Origin of the sequence: Pseudonocardia sp. TRM90224, assembly GCF_021245725.1 — a bacterium.
Classification (GTDB): domain Bacteria; phylum Actinomycetota; class Actinomycetes; order Mycobacteriales; family Pseudonocardiaceae; genus Pseudonocardia.
The window spans coordinates 74,187-95,522 of record NZ_JAJGSX010000035.1 but is presented as its reverse complement, the minus strand read 5'-3'; the positions used below and the strand labels follow the sequence as shown (position 1 = coordinate 95,522).

General features: G+C 73.0%; 22 protein-coding genes and 1 pseudogene. 8 read left to right on the top strand and 15 right to left on the bottom strand.

Annotated elements, in window-relative coordinates; translation table 11 throughout:
- Nucleotides 1–123 precede the first annotated feature (123 nt).
- The 4 genes and pseudogenes from LL648_RS45505 to LL648_RS33650 form a co-directional block, all read right to left on the bottom strand.
- Nucleotides 124–873 carry a 2-keto-4-pentenoate hydratase gene (locus LL648_RS45505; RefSeq protein ID WP_232666855.1) on the bottom strand — a complete coding sequence of 250 codons (750 nt, stop codon included), beginning with the start codon at nucleotides 871–873 and terminating at the stop codon, nucleotides 124–126.
- Nucleotides 870–2,215 (bottom strand): annotated as a pseudogene (locus tag LL648_RS33660) (serine hydrolase domain-containing protein). The gene LL648_RS45505 and the pseudogene LL648_RS33660 overlap by 4 nt, the downstream one beginning before the upstream one ends.
- The gene (locus tag LL648_RS33655; protein WP_232666854.1) at nucleotides 2,212–2,700 is read right to left on the bottom strand and encodes a GbsR/MarR family transcriptional regulator; all 489 of its coding nucleotides are present in this window, start codon (nucleotides 2,698–2,700) and stop codon (nucleotides 2,212–2,214) included. Before LL648_RS33655 ends, LL648_RS33660 begins: the two are co-directional and overlap by 4 nt.
- 50 nt (nucleotides 2,701–2,750) lie before the next feature.
- A complete protein-coding gene (locus LL648_RS33650) occupies nucleotides 2,751–3,335 on the bottom strand; it encodes a TetR/AcrR family transcriptional regulator (protein WP_232666853.1) in 585 nt (194 codons plus the stop codon).
- Nucleotides 3,336–3,417: 82 nt separating this feature from the next.
- Between LL648_RS33650 and LL648_RS33645 the strand changes: the two genes are divergently transcribed.
- Entirely contained in the window at nucleotides 3,418–3,858 is a 441-nt protein-coding gene (locus LL648_RS33645; protein ID WP_232666852.1) for a DUF4267 domain-containing protein, read from the top strand.
- A gap of 208 nt (nucleotides 3,859–4,066) precedes the next feature.
- Here LL648_RS33645 and LL648_RS33640 read toward each other — a convergent pair whose 3' ends face one another.
- From LL648_RS33640 to LL648_RS33625, 4 genes are read right to left on the bottom strand one after another with little or no spacing between them, the layout of a single operon-like run.
- On the bottom strand, nucleotides 4,067–4,594 hold the full coding sequence (locus tag LL648_RS33640; RefSeq protein WP_232666851.1) for an HD domain-containing protein: 528 nt from the start codon (nucleotides 4,592–4,594) through the stop codon (nucleotides 4,067–4,069).
- The gene (gene phnE, locus LL648_RS33635; RefSeq protein ID WP_232666850.1) at nucleotides 4,594–6,276 is read right to left on the bottom strand and encodes a phosphonate ABC transporter, permease protein PhnE; all 1,683 of its coding nucleotides are present in this window, start codon (nucleotides 6,274–6,276) and stop codon (nucleotides 4,594–4,596) included. The genes LL648_RS33640 and phnE overlap by 1 nt, the downstream gene beginning before the upstream one ends.
- Nucleotides 6,273–7,061 carry a phosphonate ABC transporter ATP-binding protein gene (phnC, locus tag LL648_RS33630; RefSeq protein ID WP_232666849.1) on the bottom strand — a complete coding sequence of 263 codons (789 nt, stop codon included), beginning with the start codon at nucleotides 7,059–7,061 and terminating at the stop codon, nucleotides 6,273–6,275. The genes phnE and phnC overlap by 4 nt, the downstream gene beginning before the upstream one ends.
- Nucleotides 7,058–8,002 carry a phosphate/phosphite/phosphonate ABC transporter substrate-binding protein gene (locus LL648_RS33625; protein WP_232666848.1) on the bottom strand — a complete coding sequence of 315 codons (945 nt, stop codon included), beginning with the start codon at nucleotides 8,000–8,002 and terminating at the stop codon, nucleotides 7,058–7,060. The genes phnC and LL648_RS33625 overlap by 4 nt, the downstream gene beginning before the upstream one ends.
- 186 nt (nucleotides 8,003–8,188) lie before the next feature.
- Here LL648_RS33625 and LL648_RS33620 point away from each other — a divergent pair, with 186 nt between their 5' ends.
- From LL648_RS33620 to LL648_RS33590, 7 genes are read left to right on the top strand one after another with little or no spacing between them, the layout of a single operon-like run.
- Nucleotides 8,189–8,917 carry a GntR family transcriptional regulator gene (locus LL648_RS33620; protein ID WP_232666847.1) on the top strand — a complete coding sequence of 243 codons (729 nt, stop codon included), beginning with the start codon at nucleotides 8,189–8,191 and terminating at the stop codon, nucleotides 8,915–8,917.
- Entirely contained in the window at nucleotides 8,907–9,329 is a 423-nt protein-coding gene (locus LL648_RS33615) for a phosphonate C-P lyase system protein PhnG (RefSeq protein WP_232666846.1), read from the top strand. Before LL648_RS33620 ends, LL648_RS33615 begins: the two co-directional genes overlap by 11 nt.
- Nucleotides 9,326–9,916 carry a phosphonate C-P lyase system protein PhnH gene (gene phnH / locus LL648_RS33610; RefSeq protein WP_232666845.1) on the top strand — a complete coding sequence of 197 codons (591 nt, stop codon included), beginning with the start codon at nucleotides 9,326–9,328 and terminating at the stop codon, nucleotides 9,914–9,916. The genes LL648_RS33615 and phnH overlap by 4 nt, the downstream gene beginning before the upstream one ends.
- 1 nt (nucleotide 9,917) lies before the next feature.
- The gene (locus LL648_RS33605; RefSeq protein WP_232666844.1) at nucleotides 9,918–11,009 is read left to right on the top strand and encodes a carbon-phosphorus lyase complex subunit PhnI; all 1,092 of its coding nucleotides are present in this window, start codon (nucleotides 9,918–9,920) and stop codon (nucleotides 11,007–11,009) included.
- The gene (locus tag LL648_RS33600) at nucleotides 11,006–12,820 is read left to right on the top strand and encodes an alpha-D-ribose 1-methylphosphonate 5-phosphate C-P-lyase PhnJ (RefSeq protein ID WP_232666843.1); all 1,815 of its coding nucleotides are present in this window, start codon (nucleotides 11,006–11,008) and stop codon (nucleotides 12,818–12,820) included. The genes LL648_RS33605 and LL648_RS33600 overlap by 4 nt, the downstream gene beginning before the upstream one ends.
- Nucleotides 12,821–12,822: 2 nt before the next feature.
- Nucleotides 12,823–13,527 carry an ATP-binding cassette domain-containing protein gene (locus tag LL648_RS33595; RefSeq protein ID WP_232666842.1) on the top strand — a complete coding sequence of 235 codons (705 nt, stop codon included), beginning with the start codon at nucleotides 12,823–12,825 and terminating at the stop codon, nucleotides 13,525–13,527.
- Entirely contained in the window at nucleotides 13,524–14,723 is a 1,200-nt protein-coding gene (locus LL648_RS33590) for an alpha-D-ribose 1-methylphosphonate 5-triphosphate diphosphatase (RefSeq protein WP_232666841.1), read from the top strand. The genes LL648_RS33595 and LL648_RS33590 overlap by 4 nt, the downstream gene beginning before the upstream one ends.
- Here LL648_RS33590 and LL648_RS33585 read toward each other — a convergent pair.
- From LL648_RS33585 to LL648_RS33555, 7 genes are all read right to left on the bottom strand, one after another.
- On the bottom strand, nucleotides 14,717–15,436 hold the full coding sequence (locus tag LL648_RS33585; RefSeq protein ID WP_232666840.1) for a hypothetical protein: 720 nt from the start codon (nucleotides 15,434–15,436) through the stop codon (nucleotides 14,717–14,719). The two genes, LL648_RS33590 and LL648_RS33585, sit on opposite strands and share 7 nt — an antisense overlap.
- Nucleotides 15,437–15,502: 66 nt before the next feature.
- Entirely contained in the window at nucleotides 15,503–16,342 is an 840-nt protein-coding gene (locus LL648_RS33580; RefSeq protein WP_232666839.1) for an alpha/beta fold hydrolase, read from the bottom strand.
- Complete coding sequence (locus LL648_RS33575) at nucleotides 16,339–16,797, bottom strand: MarR family winged helix-turn-helix transcriptional regulator (protein WP_232666838.1); 459 nt, start codon at nucleotides 16,795–16,797, stop codon at nucleotides 16,339–16,341. Before LL648_RS33575 ends, LL648_RS33580 begins: the two co-directional genes overlap by 4 nt.
- Nucleotides 16,798–16,830: 33 nt before the next feature.
- A complete protein-coding gene (locus LL648_RS33570) occupies nucleotides 16,831–17,871 on the bottom strand; it encodes a hypothetical protein (protein WP_232666837.1) in 1,041 nt (346 codons plus the stop codon).
- 2 nt (nucleotides 17,872–17,873) lie between these two features.
- Nucleotides 17,874–18,404 carry a SigE family RNA polymerase sigma factor gene (locus LL648_RS33565; RefSeq protein WP_232666836.1) on the bottom strand — a complete coding sequence of 177 codons (531 nt, stop codon included), beginning with the start codon at nucleotides 18,402–18,404 and terminating at the stop codon, nucleotides 17,874–17,876.
- A 22-nt stretch (nucleotides 18,405–18,426) separates the two neighbouring features.
- The gene (locus LL648_RS33560) at nucleotides 18,427–20,181 is read right to left on the bottom strand and encodes a glycosyl transferase (protein WP_232666835.1); all 1,755 of its coding nucleotides are present in this window, start codon (nucleotides 20,179–20,181) and stop codon (nucleotides 18,427–18,429) included.
- A complete protein-coding gene (locus LL648_RS33555) occupies nucleotides 20,178–21,314 on the bottom strand; it encodes a glycosyltransferase 87 family protein (RefSeq protein ID WP_232666834.1) in 1,137 nt (378 codons plus the stop codon). Before LL648_RS33555 ends, LL648_RS33560 begins: the two co-directional genes overlap by 4 nt.
- Nucleotides 21,315–21,336 lie beyond the last annotated feature (22 nt).

Below are 21,336 nucleotides of genomic sequence, written 5' to 3'. Positions count from 1 at the left end.
GAAATCCATGCCACCGAATGGATCGTGCGAATAGCGGATGGGCAACCGGAATTCATTCCGCCCAGATACGTCGACCCCGAGCAAGTCCCACGCCGAAGACCACGCGTCGCCTGAACCAGGCGATCAGACGAAGCGGGCGGTGACGTCACCGAGCTGCTGGTTCGACACCACGACCTCCGCCGGGCCGTCGAGCCACGCCGTCTTCACGACGCTGCCGAGCAGGACGATCTGCCCGCGGCGGAGCTGCCTGACACCGGCGAGCCACACCAGCGCGTTCAACGGGTCGCCGAGCACGTCCGTCCCGGCGCCCTCGCCGGCCCGCTCACCGTCGACCGACATGGACGCGGTGACGGAACGCAGCTCGGTCGGGTCGAAGCCGGTGTTCTCCGGCCCGATGACGCACCCGGCGCCGAAGAAGTCGTCCGCGATCAGTGTCGGCGCGCCCAGCGTCGTGAAGTCGACGTAGCGGTCGTCCACCAGCTCGATCGCGGCCATGCACGCGCCGACCGCGCCGGCGGCCTCCAGGAGCGTCACCTCGCCGCCGAGATCGGCACCGAGCCGCACCGCGAGCTCGCACTCGACGCCCACCCTGACGAAGTCGGCCATCGCGATCTCGCCCGTCCGGACGGTGCTCGCGAAGATCCCACCGGCGCACGGATGCGCGATGTCGAGGAAGGCCTGCATCACCGGCGTCGTGCAGCCGATCTTGTAGCCGACGAGCCCACCGTGCCCCTCGGACGTCAGGTATGCGTGCACGGCGTCCTGCACGCGGTAGCCGTCGACCACGTCGACGGGTCGATGCGCCTCGGGCAGGGCACCGAGCGGGGCCCGGTCGAGACGGGACCGACCGATGATCTCCGCAGGGGTGTTCACACGTCTCCTCGAGGAAGTTTGAGCGCGATCCGCATCCCGAAGTAGACACCGTCGGTGCCGTCGGGCAGCCGGGTGAAGGTCACGGGGATCCACTCGGCGTTCATGACGCCCTGGCCTGGCGCGGCGAAGAGGGTCTCCGTGACGGGCACGAGGTCGAGGTCGAGCGGAGGCGAGAAGTCGGCTATGGCGCCCGTCGGCTCGAACCTGACACCCGCGACCCCGTCGGCCTCGCTGACGGTGAGGATCACGCCTTCGCGTTCGTACGTGCCTACCCACCGGTTGATGTCCACCGCAACCGGACGGGTCGGGGGCCGGAAGGTGTCGGGGAGCCGCACGCCGGCGAGCTCACCGAGCACCTCTCCGAACAGCGCGGTGCAGAGCTGATGCGCGCCGCCGCCGTTGGTCAGCAGCACGGCGATCACACCGGCCTCCGGCACAACCCGCAGGTAGGAGAGTTGACTGATCGACGAGCCGTCGTGGCCGTACCCGCGCACACCGTCCCAGTCGTAGAGCGCCCAGCCCAGGCCCCAGCCGTCGGTGCCGAACGACCACCGGTCGGGCGTGTCGACGGCATGCCGCTGCATCGCCGCGACGGACCCCGGCGTGAGCACGCGACTGCCATCGAGGTGCATCCGTGCGAAGCGGACGACGTCGCCGGCAGTCACCAGCATCCGGCCTGACGGGCCTGCCGAGCGCGGCAGGAAGTCCCACACCGGCGCCGGCTCCGGGTCGTGGCCCAGCTCGCCCATGTGCCCATCGCCACCCGGAACCGCAGCGCCTGCTCCGGCAACGTCATCGAGTGCGATAGGCCGAGCGGCGTCAGCAGCCGGTCCTGGAGCGCGTCGTCCCAGGTCTGACCGGTCAGCACTTCGACGACCCTGCCGAGCAGGTTGTATCCGGTGCTGCAGTAAGAGGCCAGCACGCCGGGCGGGCAGTCGAGGCCGACGCCGACGCAGGCGTCCGCGTAGCGGGCGAGGCAGTCGTCACCGCGACCGGTGTCGAGCGTGAAGTCGGCGGCGAGGCCGCTGGTGTGGCTGAGCAGCTGGCGGACGGTCGCGGTGATCCCGGATTCCGGCAGGACGTCCGACACCGCGGTGTCGAGCTCCAAGAGGCCTGCATCGACCAGCTGCATCACCAGCGTCGCGGTGTAGATCTTGGCGATCGAACCGGACTGGAACACCGAGTCCGGCGTCGCCGCGACCCCCGTGCCGCGGTGCAACACCCCACTGGCCAGCTCGTGGATCTCACCTTCGGCGAGCACGGCCAGCGTGGCGCCCGGGACGTGGTGGTCGGCGCGCAGCTCGTCGAACCGGGCCTCCCAGCGTGCATGATCGAACCTCATCGGTCCTCCTCATGATGCGCACGCAAGGCATCGCGGCGAGCCATCCACTCGGCCCCGAGCGCGGGCATCCGTTCGGCCAGGAACTCGGCGAAGGCGGCCATCTCCACGAGCCGCGCCCGGCGGTCGCTCGGCGCGTCGGCCAGCGCGTCGAGCCCTCGCTGCGCGAGCGCGCCGAACGCCGTGTACTCGGCCGGGTTGTCCAGCTGGCGCATCCACACGCCGGGCGAGAGGCCGACGCGGTCGACGCGCTCGCCGGCCGCCCGCGACCGCTGCACCCACTCCCACGACTCCAGCACGGCGACGGCGCTGGTCACCGCGGTGCGGCTGGCCCTGAGCGCCTCCGCGAGCTCGGCGATCGTCTGCAGCTGCGGCTCGCAGAGCATCAGCCACCCGATCACCCGACCGGTCATGGGTGGCAGGCCGTGCTGCCTTGCGAAGTAGCGACCGGCCTCATCGGCGAAGGCGAGCTCGGACGGTTCGGTCACGCGGGCCAGGCTACCCCGAAATGACTGAGATGACGGAAATTTGTGTCATCTCAGGTATGAGTGGCCTGCCACTGGGCGACCAGGAGGTCCAGCCGGGTCCGGGCGTCCTCGGGCCGGACGCGTCGCGCCGCCGTGAGCGTCGCAAGCCCGTGCAAGGTGCTCCACGCCAGCTCGGTACGGACAGCGAGGTCGGTCTCGCCGGTCGCGGCCCCCAGCGTGTCGCGCAGCACCTGGAACCCTGCCTGCAGCGCGGGAGGTGTCTCCGGGGCGGCGAACGTGAGCTCGCTGGGCATGGTGAACATGGCCTCGTAGACCGCCGCGTTCTCCTCGGCGAAGCGCAGGTACGCCTCGGCCATCGCAACGAGTCCGGCAGCCGGATCGGGCGCCGCGGCGACGCCGGCTCCGAGTCTGTCCGCGAGCTCGCCGAAGCCCTGCAGCGCCACCGCGGAGGAGATCGCCTCCTTGCCGCCGGGGAAGTGGCCGTAGAGCACCGGCTGGCTGTACTCGATGCGCTCGGCGAGCCGGCGGGTGGTGACCGCAGCCCAGCCCTCCGCCTCTGCGATCGCTCGCGCAGCTTCGACGATCCGCTGGTGTCGCTCGGCACGCTGGCGTTCGCGTCGCTCCTGGATGGCCACGAACTGGATCGTAGCATCGCTAGACTTTCGCACATCGCTATAGCTAGCATCGACCTAGGAGCTAGCAACGCTAGGAGAACAGATGCGTACGAAGTTGGGCTATGCCATCGCCGGAGCGATCGGGGTCGGGATCCTCGGCATCGGCGCCTGGTTCCTCGCCGACCCGGCGGGCGCCGGCGCAGGCTTCGGTGTGCCGGCGCCGCCGGCCGACGACCCCTACCTGGCGGTGAAGGGCGTGCGCGACGTCGGGGCCGGCCTGGTCATGTTGACGCTCCTGGCCGCGGTCAGGGGCCCCGACCGGCGCCGGACGGTCGGGCTGGCACTCCTCGCGTTCAGCACGATCCCGTTCGGCGACGCCGTGATCGTGCTGAGCCGCGACGGCAGCCCGCTCGCCGGCCTCGGTGTCCACGGTGCAACGGCGGCGATCATGGTCGTCGGGGCCGGGGCGCTGCTGAGCCGCTCGCGCGGAAGGCAGGAAAGCCGGGCTCAGGCCCTCACGGGGCCGGAAGTGATCGTCAGATGAATCGCCGACGCTCACCCCGGGGTTGAGGAGGGCAGGAAAGCCACTTTCCTGCCCTGTGAGGGCCGGAAAGTGGCTTTGCTGCCCTCGCGTGCAGATCGCACGCATCCAGTCCTCGCCGCGGCCACGGTTGGTTCGATCCGGACCTTGCGGGACCGAAGAACCAGCCGCCCGTCGCTCCGGCCGTCTCGCGACGCGTGAGCCCGACCGGTCAAGCAGCGTCAGCGGGCAGGGCCGCGTCCAGCAGCGCCTCGAGCGACGGGGTCGGGGCTGACGGATCCTTGGCGCCGTCGTCCCAGCGCCGCAGCGCCATGGCGTCGGCGGCGAGCGGGTGGCGCAGGAAGCGCTCGACCTCGTCGCCGGCGGCGGGCCCGCCCTGCTCCCGCAGCGTGCGCACCGACGTCGGCGAGAGCAGCGCCAGGTAGTCCGGGTCGGTTGCGACGAGCGCCCGCTTGGCCAGCACGTGCGAGCCGACCAGCCAGCCGACCTCCTGGCCCAGCAGCCGGGTGACGTACGCGGCGCCGGCCCGCTCGTGGGGCGCGGCCGGCAGGGCGGCCTCCACGTGCGGGAGCCGGCCGACGTCGTGCAGCAGCGCGGCCGCGACGAGCGCGGGCCGCGCCCCGGCCTCTACGGCGAGCGCACCGGCTTGCAGCGCGTGGGTGAGCTGGTCGACGTCCTCGCCGTCATAGGGCAGGTCGGCCATCGCCAGCAGGTCGGCGCGGACGGTCTCGCGCAGCATCAGAATCTCCCTCTCAGCCAGATCGCCAGCAGCTCGACGAGCATGACGGTGCAGAACACCATCAGCAGGATCGTGGTCACGACGCCGAACTCCAGCACCCGCGACGCGTTGAGCAGGTAGAAGCCGATGCCGCCGGCGCCGACGATGCCCAGGAGCGTCGCCGCGCGGATGTTCGTGTCGAGCAGGTAGAGCACGTGCGCGACGAGCGCGCGCACACCGGCCGGCACGGTCGCGGCGAAGAACACCTGCGTGCGGGTCGCCCCGGTCGCCGTGAGCGCACGTTCCGGCCCGGGGTCGACCTCTTCCAGCGAGTCGGCGACCAGCTTGCCGAGCAGCCCGACCGCGCCGACGCCGAGCGCCACGGCGCCCGCGACCTCACCGAGGCCGGTGATCACCACGAAGACGATCGCGAGGATCAGCTCGGGGATGCCGCGGATGGTCAGGATGACCAGCCGGGCCGCCTGCGCGATCTGCGGCGACGGCGCGACGTTCCGCGCGGCGAGCGCCCCGATCGGCAGCGAGAGCACCACCCCGATCAGGGTGGCGGCCAGCGCAATCTTGATCGTGACGAGCAGCTCGGCGAACAGCAACGCGAGGATCCCGCCGCCGTCGGGCGGGAAGAACAGCCCCAAGCCGGCGACGACCCGCGGCAGCGCGCCGAGGAGCTCCAGCGGCGCCACCCCCGACGCCGACATCGACGCGACCACGACCAACGCCGTGACCAGCCCATACGCGGTGGACGAGATCCGGCGCGCGGTCCACGGCGGGCTGACCAGGCCCTCGACGAGCGCGGCCGCCGAACGCAACCGCGGGTCACGGGTCAGATCGGCGTCGACGCCCAGCTCTTCGTCGTTGCGCGGCGCCGGCTTCCGCGCAAAGCGGGTGCGCTCGCCACGGCCGAGCAGCGCGGTGCGGATGGCGCCCGAGATCAGCTCGACGACGATGCAGAGCCCGAGCACGACGAGCGCGAGCGCGATCCCGCGCTGGTAGTCGAGCACCCGCAGCGACTCCGCGATCGCGTAGCCGATGCCCTCGACCCCGACGAAGCCGAGCACCACCGAGACCCGCAAGTTGATGTCGAGCCGGTGCAGCCCGACCGCGACGAACGCGGGCAGGACGGGCGGCAGCACCCCACCCGCGATCTGCTGCAGCCGCGTGGCGCCCGTCGCGCGCAGCGCCGTCGGCGGGCCGTCGTCGATCTGCTCGATCGCGTCGGCGTACATCTTGCCGATCATCCCGATGGAGTGCAGGCCCATCGCGAGCACGCCGGTGAGCGCGCCGATGCCGAACACCCGCACGAACACGATCGCCAGCACGACGTCGGGCACCGCCCTGGCGACGACGATCAGCGCGCGGGCGCCGAACCGGGCCGAGCGCGCCGGGGTGGTGTTGGCGGCCGCGAGCAGCGCGAGAGGCACCGACAGGATCGTGGAGAGCAGCGTCGCGAGAACGACGATCGCGAGCGTCTGCCCGCACAGCCGCAGGATCTCGCCCGGCGGCGGGAAGTCGAGCGGGAACGTCCGCTCCGCGAACTCGGCGGCCCGCGCCGCGCCGTCGACGAACGTCGCCACGTTGATCCGCAGGTCGGCGAACGCCCACACCGCCGTGGCCAGCAGCGCGAGCAGCACCACCATTGCGGCCGTCGAACCGGTCGACGGCCGGGCCGCAAGACGCTCCGTCATCCCGCTGTCGTCAGCAACGCGCTCGCGTCGGCGCCGACCCGCGAGTAGACGGCCATCACCTGGTCGCGGTCGAGCCCGTCGGTCGGCAGGTCGAGCACGGTGCGCCCGGTGCGCAGCCCGACGATCCGGTCGCCCCAGCCGAGCGCGAGGTCGACCTGGTGGAGGCTGCACAGCACGGTCAGCGAGTTCTCCCGGCTGATCGTCTTGAGCAGGTCCATGACCTGCGCCGACGACTCCGGGTCGAGCGACGCGACCGGCTCGTCGGCGAGCGGCACCTCAGGTCGCTGCATGAGCGCCCTGGCCACCGCGACGCGCTGCTGCTGCCCACCGGAGAGCGTGTCGGCGCGCTGGAAGGCGCGGTCGGCAAGGCCCACGCGGTCCAGGTGCTCCAGCGCCTCGCGGCGCAGCCCACGGGGGTAGGTCGGCAGCCCGAGCCGGGGACCCCGCAGCCGGCCCAGCGCGCCGGTGCAGACGTTCTCCAGCACGGTGCGGCTGCCGACCAGGTCGAATTGCTGGAAGACGAAGCCGATCCGCCGCCGCAGCATGCGCAGCTCGCGTCCACCCGCCGTCGGCACGTCGACGCCCAGCACCCGGACACCGCCCGACGTGGGCATCTGCAGCCCGTCGACGTGCCGCAGCAACGTCGACTTCCCGGAGCCCGAGAGCCCGAGCAGCACCACGACCTCGCCCGCCGCGACGGAGAGCGAGACGTCGTCGAGCCCGAGGACGTCGGGCCCGAACCGCTTGGTGACGCCGGTCAGCTCGACCACGGCAGCGGGGCTCATGCTTCGGTGCAGTTCTGGTTCTTCGTGAGCTCGCAGACCTTGCGGATCGGGTCGTAGAAGGCGTTGTCGACCGCCGCGTAGCCCCAGACACCTTCGTCGCCGATCTTGCATTCGCCGGTGCAGAACTTGTTGGCGAGCAGGTAGTCGCTGTTGGCCTTGTGCTGGAAGGCGTCGGTCAGCTTCACCTGCAGCTCCGGCGAGAGGCCCGTGCCGATGGCGACCGGCGAGCCGGGAATGGCCTCGGACTTCCATACCGTCGAGATCTCGCCGGGTGTGATCTCACCCTTCGCGACCAGCTGGGTGTCGACCATCGTGTCGTAGGCGAACCCGGCGTCGCAGCGCCCGGCCTTGACCTCCAGCACCGAAGAGTCGTGCCCGCCGGCCATCACCGGCGTGATGCCGGTCTTCGGGTCGACGCCCGCTTCGAGCAGGCCCGCCGTCGGGTAGAGGAACCCGGACGTCGAGTTCGGGTCGACGAAGCAGACTTTCTTGCCGGCGAAGTCCTTCAGCGAGGTGATGCCCGAGCCGGCCTTGGTGATGCCGTAGGACTGGTAGCCGGGCTTCTCGCCCTTCGTCTTGACCTGCGCCCCCACCGGCATGATCTTCGCCCCCTTGCTCTGCGCGAGGACGAAGGAGAGCGGCCCGTACTGGGCGATCTGGATCTGGCCGGAGATCTGGCCCTCGATGACGGCGGCGTAGTCGGTCGCCTGCCGGAACTCGACCTTCTTGCCGGTCTCCTTCGCGAGCATGTCCAGGATCGGCTTGTAGTCCTCCTGGAGGCTCGCCGACTGCTCGCTGGGCACGGAGGCGAAAACGAGCGTCTCGGGGTCGGCCGAGCCGGCGCCGCCGGCCGTCGAGGCGCTCTCGCCGCACGCGGCGAGCGTGATCGCCAGCAGTGCGGCCGCCGCCGCGGGAAGCACACGGCGCAGGGAGGGGGTCATGGGGCCAGACCCTCTCCCCCGACGGTGGTGCCCGGCGGTCCGGCGGGTTACAGCAGGTGGAACGGGGTACGACGGTTCCGGGCGGATAGCCGGCAACTGCAGATCGCGTGACAACTGCCAGCCGGATTCACCCGGCGCCCCCAACCCGTTTGCATTGACGGAGTTGTCCGGACAACTCTGGGCTGCATGGTCGGTCGCGTGATCCGCTACCTCGACATCGCCGACGAGCTCGCCGCCGAGCTCGTCGGGCTGCCACCCGGCACCCGGGTCGCAGGGGAACACGACATCACCCGCCGGTTCGACGTCGGGCGCGCCGCGGCGCGGGCGGCGCTGCAGGAGCTGGAACGGCGGCTGCTGGTCCGCCGCGTGCAGGGCGCGGGGACGTTCGTGAACCGGCGCATCGACTACGTCATCTCGCAGGACCGGCGCCCGTCGTGGCACGAGACGGTGTCGGCGGCCGGTGCGCGCCCGCGCTCGGTGGTGCGTGGGGTCGACGTCGTCGGGCTGCCGGACGACATCGCGGCGCGACTGCAGCTCCCGGCCGGGACACCGGCGCACCGGCTGCAGCGCGTCTCCTACATCGACGACCTGCTGGCGTCGTGCTCGCACGAGTGGGTGCCCGTCGCGACCGTTCCGGAGCTGGGCGCCGCGATGCACGCCGCCGAGTCGCTCGACCTGGTGCTTCGGCAGGTCGCGCGGGTCGAGCCGGTGCGGGCGTGGACGCGGGTGAGCCTCGACGTCCCGCCGCCCGACGTGCTCGCCGGGCTGGAGCTGGAGGCGTCGGTGCCGGTGTGGCTGGTGGAAAGCATGAGCCGGGACGGCGCCGCGGGCGCGCCGGTGATGTGCAGCAGCGGGTGGATGCGTGCGGACGCGCTTCGTGTGGTCGTCGAACTGGGGAGTAGCAGTGCAACCTGAGGAACGGGCAGAACTGCTCGCGCTCGCCGAGCGGGCCGAGCTGGTGGAGCTGGCCGACCGCAGCCTCGCCGACGGGGCCGACCTGCGGGTCGTCGTCGCGCCGGAGGTCGGCTGCGTCGCGACACAGGTCGTCGAGCCGGTCGCGCGGGAACGCTTCCTGCTCGGCGACGTGCTGGCGTGCCGCGCCGAGGTCGAGCTGGACGGCGTGCGCGGCTGGTCGATGCGCCTCGGCGACGACCGCGCCGCCGTGCTCGCCGCCGCCGTCTGCGACGCGGAGGCGAACGCGGGCCGGCCGCTCGCGGGCGCGGTCGCCGAGCTGTGCCGAAGGGTGGCGGCACGTTCCGCCGCCGCGGAGGCGGCGGAGTGGGCGGCGCTCGCACCGACCGTCGTGGCGTTCGAGGAGCTGGCGTGAGGACGGCGGCGCGCGAGTCACAGCAGACGTTCCGCACGGTCCTCGACGCATTCGCCCGCCCGGGCACTCCGGCCCGGCTCGCCGACGGGGAGTGCCAGGAAAGCCACTTTCCTGGCACGTGGGGACAGGAAAGTGGCTTTCCTGGCACACCCCCGGCGTTGCTGGCGACGCTGGCGCTTGCCGATCTTGATACCCCGGTGTGTGTTCTCGGGGAGGGCGAGTGGGGGGACGTCGTCGCTACCGCGACGTCCGCGCCGCTCGTCCGGCTTCCCGACGCCCGGCTGGTCGCCGCGCTGCGCCCGGTGACGCTGGACGAGCTGCGGTCGGTGCGGGTCGGGCGGGCGGCGGCGCCGGAGGAGGCCGCGCTCGTCACGCTCGCGGTCGACGCGCTGTCAGGTGGCCCGCAGGTGCGCTTGCGTGGCCCGGGGGTCCGCGACGAGGTGGTGATCGGCCCGGTCGGGCTCCCCGGCGGCTGGCCGGCGGCCCGTGCGGTGGCCGAGTTCCCGGCGGGCGCCGACCTACTGCTCGTCACCCCCGACGGCGGCTGCATCGGCATCCCGCGCAGCACGACGACGGAGGAGGTCTGACATGGGGTACTCCGGCGCCCGCGGCGGGCTGGAGGCGATCCTGGCCGCCGAGCGGCACGTCCGGCACGAGCGCGACCACGCGCCCGTCCCGTGGGCCGGCACCGAGCAGATCACCGCACGGTTCCGGCTGGCCGTCGACCGCGTGATGGGCGAGGCCGGCCTCTACGACGAGCCGACGGCCGCGCACGCGTTCCGCCAGGCCGAGGGCGACACGCTGGAGGCTGCGCACCTGGTCCGGGCGCACCGGTCCACGCTGCCGCGGCTGGCCCGCAGCGAGCCCGTCGACCCCGACGAGATGGTGGTGCTGCGCCGGATCGTGCCGGCCCACCGCACCCCGGACGGACCGCAGCTGCTCGGCCGCACCTCCGACTACACGGGACGGCTGCTGGAGCGGCCGGACGGTCCGCCGTCGCCGAACGGGCAGGTGCCCGCTCCGGTCGCGCAGGCCGACGGTGAGCGCCGCCCCCGCCGGTTCTCCGCGATGCTGCGCGAGATGGACCTGCTGGTCGACCACCGCACGGGCGCGGACCCGGAGCCGTTCGACGTCACCCGCCGCCCGGCCCGCCCGCCGGCGCCGCGCTCCGCGGTGCTGGCGAGCATGGCCCGCGCGGAGACGGGTGCGCTGGTCGGGCTCTGGTACCGCTCGATACTGGGCCCCGACGGCAACATCCACGAGGTCACGCTCGGCGAGGTCCGCCACGGGCGGCTGCCGCTGCGGGTGCGCCACCCGCACACCGGCCGCCCGGTGCGCATCGGGACGTTCCGCGCAACCGAGACCGAGGCGCTCGAGGACCTCGACGGCGCCGAGGAGGACCGCGCCCGCTTCGACCTCGGCTACGGCCTGTGCTTCGGGCACAACGAGCGCAAGTCGATCGCGATGGCCAACCTCGACGTCGCCTGCCGCCGTTTCGGCGCTTCGCTGGAGCAGGTGCTGCTGCTGACGATCGACGGGCTCGACTCCGGCGGCTTCCTGGAACACCTGAAGCTGCCCCACTACGTCACGTTCCGGTCGATGGTCGACCGCAAGCTCGCGGTGCGCACGACCGGTGAGCGGGTGCGCGCGACCGACCCGCTGGGAAGGGACTGCCGATGATCACCGAACTGCTCTCCGAGATCGACGACTCCGCCGGCCGGGCCGGGCTGCTCGACGACGGTGCGCGCCGCGAGATCCGTCGAGCGACGCTCACCGCGGTGTGCGTGCCCGGCTACCAGGTGCCGTTCGGGTCGCGGGAGATGCCCGTGGCGCGCGGGTGGGGCTCGGGCGGCCTGCAGGTCACGCTGGCCGTGATCGGCGAGCCCGACACCGTCAAGGTGATCGACCAGGGCGACGACGCCGGGGTCAACGCCACCAACCTGCGCCGCATGATCGCCGGGACGGAGGGTTGCGAGGAGAGCACCGACAGCCGCGACGCCACGGTGATCCAGACCCGCCACCGCGTGCCCGAGCAGCCGCTCACGGCCGAGCACGTGCTGGTGCTGCAGGTGCCGGTGCCCGAGCCGCTGCGCGGCGTCGAGCGCTCCACCGCCGAGTGCGACCGCATGCACGCCGAAGGCGACTACGCCGCGATCTGGGTCAGCCTGTACGAGGACCTCGTGCGCAACGGCGTGATCACCCGCTCCACCGGCTACCCGGTGCTCGTCGACGGGCGGTACGTCATGGCGACCACGCCGATCCCGCGCTGGGACGTGCCCCGGCTGCACCGCTCCCCGCACCTGAGCCTGTTCGGCGCCGGCCGCGAGAAGCGGATCTACGCGGTGCCGCCGGACACCGACGTCGAGCCGCTGACCTTCGACGACGTGCCGTTCGAGGTGGAGGGCGGCCACGAGCAGCAGTGCGCGCTCTGCGGCTCGTCCGACACGTTCCTCGTCGAAGGCGGCGGCGGGCGCACGATCTGCAGCGACACCGAGTGGTGCGCGCGGGTCGCCGAGGGCGACGCCGACCTCGAAGCCCACGCGAAGCAGGCGCCGCTGCACCTGCTCCCCGACCCGGCGCGGCGCGTGCGCACCGCCGCCCCGGTGACCCTGGTGGCGCGCCCGGAACCGGCGCGGCGACCGGTTGTGTCTGCCGCGGAGTGGACGTTGCAGGTCGCGGGGCTCGGCAAGGTGCACGGCCTCGGCGGCGCCGACGCGGTCGCGGGCACCGGGCCGGAGCACGGCACCGCGATCAGCCCGACGACCGGCGCGATCGTCGCGGCCTGGGACGTCGGGTTCGACGTCGCCCCTGGTGAGGCCGTCGGGCTGATCGGTGAGTCGGGCTCCGGCAAGTCGACCGTGCTGCGCTGCCTCGTCGGGGAGGAGTCGCCGACCGCGGGTGTGCTGCACCTCGCCGCGGTCGACGCCGGCGCGACCGACCTGTTCACCCTCGACGCCGCGGCCCGCCGCAAGCTGCGGGTCGACGTGCTCGGCTACGTGCAGCAGGATCCGTCGGCCGGGCTGTCGTTGAACGTCAGCGCGGGCGGCAACATCGCCGAGCGGCTGACCGCGGCGGGCTGGCGCAGCTACCACGCGATCCGGCAGCGGGCGGCCGAGCTGCTCGACCGCGTCGAGGTGCCGCTCTCGCGCATGGACGACCCGGTCAAGACGTTCTCCGGCGGGATGCGCCAGCGGGTGCAGATCGCGAAGGCGCTCGCCACCGACCCGGCGCTGCTGCTGCTCGACGAGCCGACCACCGGGCTCGACGCCTCCGTCGCCGCGGGGGTGCTCGACCTGCTGCGCGGGCTGCTCGCCGAGCGCGATGTCGCCGCCGTCGTCGTCAGCCACGACTTCGCCGTCATCGAGACCCTCACCGAGCGGGCCGTCGTGATGCAGCTGGGCAGGGTCGTCGAGCACGGCCTCACCGACCAGCTCTTCGCCGACCCGCACCACCCTTACACCCAGCGGCTCGTCGCCGCCGCGAGGAGGTGACCGTGCTCAGGATCAGGAACCTGCGCAAGACCTTCACCCTGCACACCATCGACGGCCGGACGGTCGTCTCGCTCGACGGGGTCGATCTCGACGTCGCCGCCGGTGAGCACGTCGCGCTCGCCGGGCCCAGCGGCGCCGGCAAGTCGAGCCTGCTGCGGTGCGTCTACCGCAGCTACCTGCCCGACGCCGGCAGCGTCTCGCTCGACGGCGTAGAGCTGACCACGCTGCCCGACCGGGCCATGGCCCGGCTGCGCGGGCGCGAGCTGGGTTACGTCTCGCAGTTCCTCTCGGCGCCACCCCGGACGGGCCCGCTCGAGGTCGTGGCCGCGTCGGCGCGGCGGCGCGGGCTCGACCGGGACGCCGCGCGGGAGGCGGCGGCGGTCGCGCTGCGGGCCGTCGGCTTGGAGGAGGCGCTGTGGGACGTCGACTGCGGTGTGCTCTCGGGCGGCGAGCGGCAGCGGATCAACCTCGCCGCCGGCACCGTCGCGCCGCCGCGGCTGCTGCTGCTCGACGAGCCGGTGTCGGCGCTCGACCCGGCCAACCGCGAGCTGGCGCTCTCCCGGATCGCGGGTCTGGCCGCGAGCGGCGTCGCCGTGCTGGCGGTGTTCCACGACGCCGAGGCCATCAGCAGGCTCGCCACCCGGGTCGTCGAGTTGACCGCCGGACGGGTGATCCGCACCGGACCAGCACTGGAGGTTGCATCATGACGCGCCCGGCCACCACCTCGTGGTCCCTAGCCGCGCCGCCGGCGGACTACGTGCTCGGGCACGTCCGCGCGGTGCTGCCCGACAGGGTGCTCGACGACGCGCGGCTCGTGGTCCGCGACGGCGCGATCGCCGAGGTGGCGGAGCACCCGTCCGGGTCGAGCTGCGACGTCGACGGCGCCGGGCTGCTGTGCCTGCCCGGGATCGTCGACGTGCACTCCGACGGGCTGGAGAAGGAGGTCATGCCACGTCCGGGAGCTCCGGTACCGTGGGAGTTCGCGCTGCTCTCGTTCGAGGGCAAGCTGCGGTCGGCCGGCGTGACCACCGTCTTCCACGGCGCCGCGTTCGAGGCGGGGGTGCCGATCGGGCTCTCGCGCAACGGTGTCCGTTCGGTCGAGACGGCGCACACCATGTGCGAGATGGTGGCCGCGCGCGGAGCGGGGCCCGTCGACCACCGGATCCTGCACCGGCTTGACGTGCGTTCACCCGAGGGGCTCGCGGCGCTCCAGGAGCGACTGGCCGGGTTCACCGGCACGAGGGCACTGGTTTCGCACGAGGACCACACGCCAGGCATCGGCCAGTACGCCGACCGCGCGTACTACGAGCGGTTCGTCGCCGGCACCAGAGGGTTGTCGGAGGAGCAGGCGCGCGAGCACGTCGACCGGCTCACGGCGGAGCGCGACGGCCGGCTCGACGTCCGCGACGAGTCGCTGCGCTGGCTCGGCGAGGTGGCGGCGGAGGGCCGGATCCGGCTGCTCGGGCACGACCCGGCCAGCAAGGCGGAGATCGACGACCTGATCGAGCGCGGCGGCACCGTCGCCGAGTTCCCGACCACGCTGGAGGCCGCGACGGCCGCGCGGGAACGCGGGCTGCCCGTCGTCGCCGGCGCGCCGAACGTGCTGCGCGGCGCATCGCACTCCGGGAACGTCTCGGCCGCCGAGCTCGCCTCCCGCGGGCTGCTCACGGCGCTGGCCTCGGACTACCTGCCGTCCGGGCTGGTCGCGGCCGCCTTCCTGCTCGCCGGGAACGGCGTGCTGCTGCTACCGGCCGCGGTCGCGCTGGTCACGTCCGGCGGCGCGGAGGTCGCCGGGCTCGACGACCGCGGCGCGCTGGTCCCCGGCGCACGGGCGGACGTGGTGCTGGTCGAGCCGGGACGGCCGTGGCCGGTGGTGGCGGCGACGCTGCGGGCGGGTCACTGAGTGGCCTGCGAGTCCGTCCGGACGATCAGCACGGCCGCCACCCCGACGATGACGCACAGGACCCACTGCACGGGCACCATCGAGAGCACCCAGTCCCGGTCGTTGCCCTGCACCCCGGCGACGATCATGACGCCGAACTGGTAGCCGATCACCACCGTCAGCCCCCAGGAGACGACGCCGAGCGGCGGCAGGTACCACCGCAGCCGGGAGCCTCGCAGCAGGAGCTCCCGCACAGTGACGAACACGGCGATGCTGATCAGCAGACCGACGACCAGGTCGAAGACCAGGAGCGGCCAGTGGCTCCGCTCCACCGCACGAGCACCGGGAAAACCACCCGTGATCGACGCGGGCCCGACCGTCCCCGTCGCGCCGAGAACGAGGAACGCGCACGACGTGATGAGCACGGCAGCCAGTGGCGGCGCCGCGAAAAGAAGCGTGTACCGCCGGAGCAGGACGCCCGAGAACTGGTACGGCGACGCCCGCTCGTGGCCGAGCTCCTTGGCCCTCGCGGCACCGGCGCCCCAGAAGAACAAAGCCGCCACCAGCATCGCCACGGCCGCCAAACCGATGGGGATGTCGTTGTGCGCGAAGACGAGGTCCTGGAACATCGTCGCGAACGCGGTGAGCAGGCCGACCCCCACCAGCGGATAGGTTCCCCTGTCCAGCTGCGTTGCCAGGTTGCTGATGAACCTCGTGCCGAATGAAGACCTCACGCGCCCCCGATTCACGACGATCCGGTCCGGATACACCTACCAGCGTGTGTCGGGACCACTCCCCGCTCACCCCACCCGCGCCGCCGCCACCTCGTCGAGGAAGCCCCGCAGCACCGCGTCGAACGCTGCGGGCTGTTCGAGGTTCGGCAGGTGCGCCGCGCCCTCGATGATCTCCAGGCGACCGCGGTCGACGCCGTCGACCAGCTCGCTCACCATGCGCAGGTGGTCGGGCGAGTCGAGCGCGCCGGCGATCCCCAACACCGGGACGGTGATCTCCGCGATGCGGGCGGGCGCGTCGGTGACGGGTTCCGGGAGCACACCGAGTCCGGCCGCGTGCGTCACCAGGGTGTCGGTGATCATGCGCCGGACCTCGTCGACGAGCACCGGGTCGACGCGGGTCAGCGGGCGCTGCGGGCCGGCGAGATTGATCTCGACGAACGTCTCGGTCCACGCCGCCGGGTCGCCGGCCGCGGCGGCGGACGCGAGCCTGCGCAGCCGTTCGCGCGTCCACGGGTCGACGAAGAGCTCGTCGTCGCGGCCGGCGTGCCCGGTCGCCCCGGCGCCGATGACGACGATGCCCGCGACGAGCGCCGGGTGCTCCAGAGCCGTGTCGACCGCAGCGGCACCGCCCATCGACACCCCGACGAGCACCGCGGGCCCGAGCCCGAGATCGCTGGTCACAGCGGCGATGTCGTCGCACTGACGAAAAGGGCGGTCCGGTGTCGACGACGCCCCGTGCCCGCGCGCGTCCGTCCGTACCACCGTCCACCCGGCGTCGAACCCAGCGACCTGCGGCGTCCACATCCGCATGTCCAGCGCGCCGGCGTGCAGGAACACGACCGGCCGGCCGTCGCCGGACCGCTCGTAGGCGATCCGCCCACCCGGCACCTCGATGGTCCTTCTCACTGCGACTCCTCCCCTTCGACTTCGGCCAGCCGCTGCATGCCCGTCATGAGGACCTCCAGCACCCGGCGCGCTGTCGCGATGTCGTCCGCCAACAGCTCGGCCGCGATCGACGAGAGGTTGCGCAGCTCGGCGGTGTGGATCCGGTCGAACGCGCGCTCCCCCTCAGCAGTCAGCGCGATGAGCTGCGATCGGCGGTGCGCCGGGTTGGGCCGCCGTTCCACCAGCCCGAGCTGCTGCGCCTGGTCGCACAGCCGCTGGACCACCTGCCGCGGCATCAGCAGGTCACGCCCGACGTCCGGCACGGACCGCGGCCCGTCGCGCAGCACCTCCAGCACGGCGCGGATCCCCATCGTGACCTGCTCCGCGGCCAGCGAGTCGGTGACGATCCGCGCGGCCAGCAGGTGCAACGGGCGCACCCGCCGTACCACGTCGTACAGGCCCTCGGCCTCGCTCATGACATCAATGATGTCATAAAAGCATCAAAGGTGTCATCTGACCGGGTCGGGCACCCACCCGGCCCGGTCACCGGGCGCGTCCACCAGCTGGACCGAGCCCGCGACGGCGGCCACCCGCTCGATGCCGCCGAACTGCGCGACCGCGTCGGCCGGCTCGACCTCGGCGACCACCGAGAACCCGGCGCCGACCTCGCGGACCGTCACCCGGCTGCCGTCGGCCGTCGCGGGATGCCCGCCGATGTCGGCGATGGGTTGCTCCCCCGGCCCGGGCTCGGCGCCGAGCCGGGCTCCGACCTCCAGCGTCGCGCCCTCCTCCACCGACGTCCCGAACAGCACCGAGCCGCCGTCCGCCCCGGTCCGCGTGCCGAGCACCGTGAGCCCGTCGGGGCGGGGCAGCGTGAACGGGAGCCGCACCGGCTGCTCCTCCCCGTCGGTCGTGACGCTCTGCGCGACGCGGTGCGCCCGGTCGCGCAGGTCCGGGAAGGTGCCGCTGATGTGGACGAACGCCCACGCGTCCGCCGACCACCGCCACGCGAGCTCGACGCCGTCGCCGCCGGACCGCGGGGCCGGCAGCCAGAACGCGGGGCGGCCGTAGACGTCCGGGGCGCGGTCGCCGAGCGGTTCCCAGTCGGGCCCGAGCTGCCCCGGCACCCGACCCTGCGCGTACACGGTGATCGTGCCGCTGCCCGTCGCGCCCTCGTCGGGCTTCTCGTCGCCGAGCTCGACGACCTGCCGGTACCGCCCGGTCTCGTAGCCCACCGGCGCGTAGCCGCCGGCGGATCCGACCTGGACCACCTGCCACATCGGGTTGAACGCGTCGGGCGCCGGCCGGCCTGCCGTGTCGATCCGACCGGTGTCGATCCCGCGCAGCAGGCCCGGCAGCACTCCGACGGTCAGCACGACGACGAGGACGACCGCGGCGCTCCCGGCCGCCGTCCAAACCTGCTTGCGGCGCCGCCCGGCCCGGACGGCCCGCTCGATGCTCACGGACGACCCCGGCGCTGGCCCTGGAATCGGCCCAGCATCCCGCAGCGGGGCGAGCAGCTCCGCCGCGTCGCGTTCGGTCTCGTCCATCGCTACTCCGTCCCCATCGTCTCGGACGCCCGGCTGCCGAGCACCCTGCGCAGCGCGGCGAGCCCGCGCACCGTCAGGCTCTTGACGCTCGCCTCCGAGCAGCCCACGAGCTCGGCCACCTCGCCGACCGGCAGGTCGTGCAGGAACCGCAGCACGAGCACGGCCCGCTGCTTGGGCGGCACGCGGTCGAGCGCGGCCCGCAGCACCTCGCGGGTGTCGACGTCGGCATCGGCCGAGGTCAGCGACGGCACCGAGGGCAGCTCGGTCGAGCTGCCGACCAGCCACACGGTCGCCCAGCGCCGGCGCTGCTCGTTCAGGAACGACCGCACGACGATCGCCCGCACGTACGCGTCCGTGTCCTGGGCGTCGCGCGCCCGTCGCCATCGCGGGTAGAGCCGCGTGATCGCGATCTGCACGATGTCGTCGGCGCGGTGATGGTCGCCGCACAGCAGCAGCGCCGTCCGGCGCAGCTGCGGCAGGCGCCCGGCCACGTACTCGGTGAACTGGCGCTCCTCCAGCGACGCAGTGCGCACCGTCCGCACCTCGCAGTTCCCCCTAACCGCTGATTGCGCGAACATCCCACACCCACGTCCCCGATACCTGCCGACCCTGCCCCACCAGCGCGTTCACCGTCGCGGCGAGCGCAGCCGCGTTCGGGTGACGGGCGTCGAGCACCACGACGTCGGCCCGCCAGAAGCGGAGGTCGGTGAACGCGTCGGCGCGCATCTGCACGGTGGCGAACGCCGGTACCCCCGAGTCCGCCACCGTCGAGACCAGCTGCGCGGTCGGTCGCGGCGCGACGCCGTACCGGCCGTTCCCGGCACGGCCGGACGGCCCGATGAAGTAGCCCTGCGGGATCGCGAACCCGAACCCGGTGCCGGCCTGCCAGTGCAGCGCTTCGGCCGCGACGGGCTCCGGGAGCGGCACCGGCACGAGCGTCCGACCAGGCCCGACGTACTCGCGCCAGGCACCGGACGCGATGAAGGCCGGCACCGGCGGCCTGCCCTCGACCTCGAACGGCGTCGGCACGATCGGCAGCAGCGCCGCGACCAGCGCGCCGACCCACACGAGCCGCAGCGGGTCGCCCACGTCGAGGGAGAGCACGCGCGCCGTCGTGATCGCGAGCAGCACCCCGACCGGCACGACGCACGCCAGGCCCAGCCTCGTCTGCAGCACCGAGTCGAGCAGCGGGAGGTCGGCGACCACGGCCCACGGTCCGGGCAGCCCGGTGTCGACCCCGCCGATCGCGATCTCGGTGCCCAGCGACAAGACGGCCATCACGACGATGACCGTCACGAGCTGCCGGACCGTCGGCAGCCGCCACAACCAGATCGCCGCCACCACCACGAGCACCGGCAGCGTCCACCCGAAGAACGCGTTCTCCTCGGTCCCGTTGAGCGCGAGCGGGCTCGGTCCGGTGCCCAACCCGCCCAGCGCACTCCAGGACTGGCTCGGTTGTGCGACGAACGCGGCGACGTCGTTCCCGCTGGCCCCGAAGGCGATGCTGCCGTAGCTCTGCCGGCCGGCGAACTGGTGCAGCAAGGGGTACGCCACCAGCGGTGTTGCGACGAGCGCCGCCACCGCCGTGCCCTGCAGGACGGGCCCGAGCTGCGCGCGGTCGGCGAGCGCGTGCCCGCAACCGAGCACCAGCAGCGCGATGGCCGCGATGAGCAGCACCTCCTCCCCGATGAACACCTGCAACGCGACGAGCAGGCCGAGCCGGACGCCGGGCCGGACCACCTCACGGCCGCGGTGCAGCACGATCAGCTCCCGCACGATCAGCGGGACGACGAACAGCACGGTGAAGTTCGGGTGCGCCTTCGCGTGGGAGATGACGGGCGGCGCGAACGCGCAGAACCCGGCGCCGATCGCGGCGGCCAGCCGCGACGACGTCACGACGTGCCGCGAGAGCACGCCGTACCAAGCGGCCGCGGTTCCGGCCAGGCCACCGGTCATGGCCAGCGCCCACGTCGCGGTCGGGCCGGCCAGCAGCGTCACCGGCGCAAGCAGGACGGCCAGCGCCGGCACGGACGTGTTGGCCATCAGGTTCACACCGAGCGGGGCGTTCTGCGCGTCGGAGAACAGCAGGTCGCCGCCGGTGACGAGGGCGTGGGCCTGCACGGCGAAGAACCATTCGAACAGGTTCTGGTCGTGGCTGCTGGCCACCAGGTAGCCGCGGTCGAGGTCGGCCCAGAGCCCGCCGTAGAGGACGACGGCCGCCAGCCCGAAGCCGCCGACGACCGCGGCGTCGATCATGGCGTCGACGTGCCGGCCGGGCGCTCTCGTGCGCGGACGGATCGTGGTGATCACTCCGCACCCCTCGCCGCCTGGTCGACGGGACGCGGCTGCGGTCTCAGCACCGCGACTGCGAGCAGCCCGACCGTCACGAGGAGGTACGCGTTGCCGACGACGTGCTGCCACGGCGCCCAGGTCAGCTCACGCAGCTGGTCTGCGGGCAGCAGCGTGTGCGGCGCGACGACGAAGGTCAGGGCCACCAGCGCCGCGGCGGCCGTCCACCCACGGCGGCCCGTGCGGACGGCCCGCTCCGCGAGCACGACCAGCGCCGGCACGACCCACACCCAGTGGTGCGACCAGGAGATCGGCGAGATCAACAGCGCCGCCGCGGCGTTGACCACCAGCGCGGGCGGCCCGTCGATCCGGCGCATGATCCAGATGGCGGCGCAGACCGTGGCCATCGCCAGCACGCCCCACAGCACCGGTCCAGGGGCGCCGAGCCGCGCGAGGGCACCCGCGATGCTCTGGTTCGACGCGTACGGCGAGCCCCCCATCCCCGACGCACCCCACACGACCTGCGTCCAGTAGCGGACCGACGATTCCGGCGCCACGACGAACCCGAGGAGGGTCGCGCCGGCCGCCGTCACAGCCGCGTTGCGAGCCGCCCGCACGTCCTTGGTGACCAGGAAGAACAGGACGAACGCCAGCGGCGTCAGCTTCACCGCCGCGGCGAGCCCGACGAGCACCCCGCGTGGCCATCGTGGACGTCTGATGAGGCAGTCGGCGACCACCAGCGCCATCACGACCAGGTTGACCTGCCCGAACTCGATCGTCGAACGGACCGGCTCCAGCACCAACGCCGCCGGGAACGCGACCAGCCCGACGCCCCGCCACCCGACCCGGCTCGACACGAGCACCAACGTCACCGTCAGCGCGACGACGGAGAGCAGGATCATGCCGATCGCCGCCGGCCACCACGGGACGGTCCCGAACGGGGTGAGCAGCACGGCCGCGAACGGCGGGTAGATGAAGGGCAGGTCGATGCCGACCGACGTCGGCGCGGAAGCCGCGTAGAGGTCGCGGCCGTGCCACAACGCCTCCACCCCGAAGCGGTACACCTGCAGATCGACGAACTCGCCGCCCCGGCACGCGACGACCAGCGCGAGCACCGTCGCCATCAGCACGATCCTGAGCTGCCAGACCCTCATGCTCCGTAGACACGGCAACCCC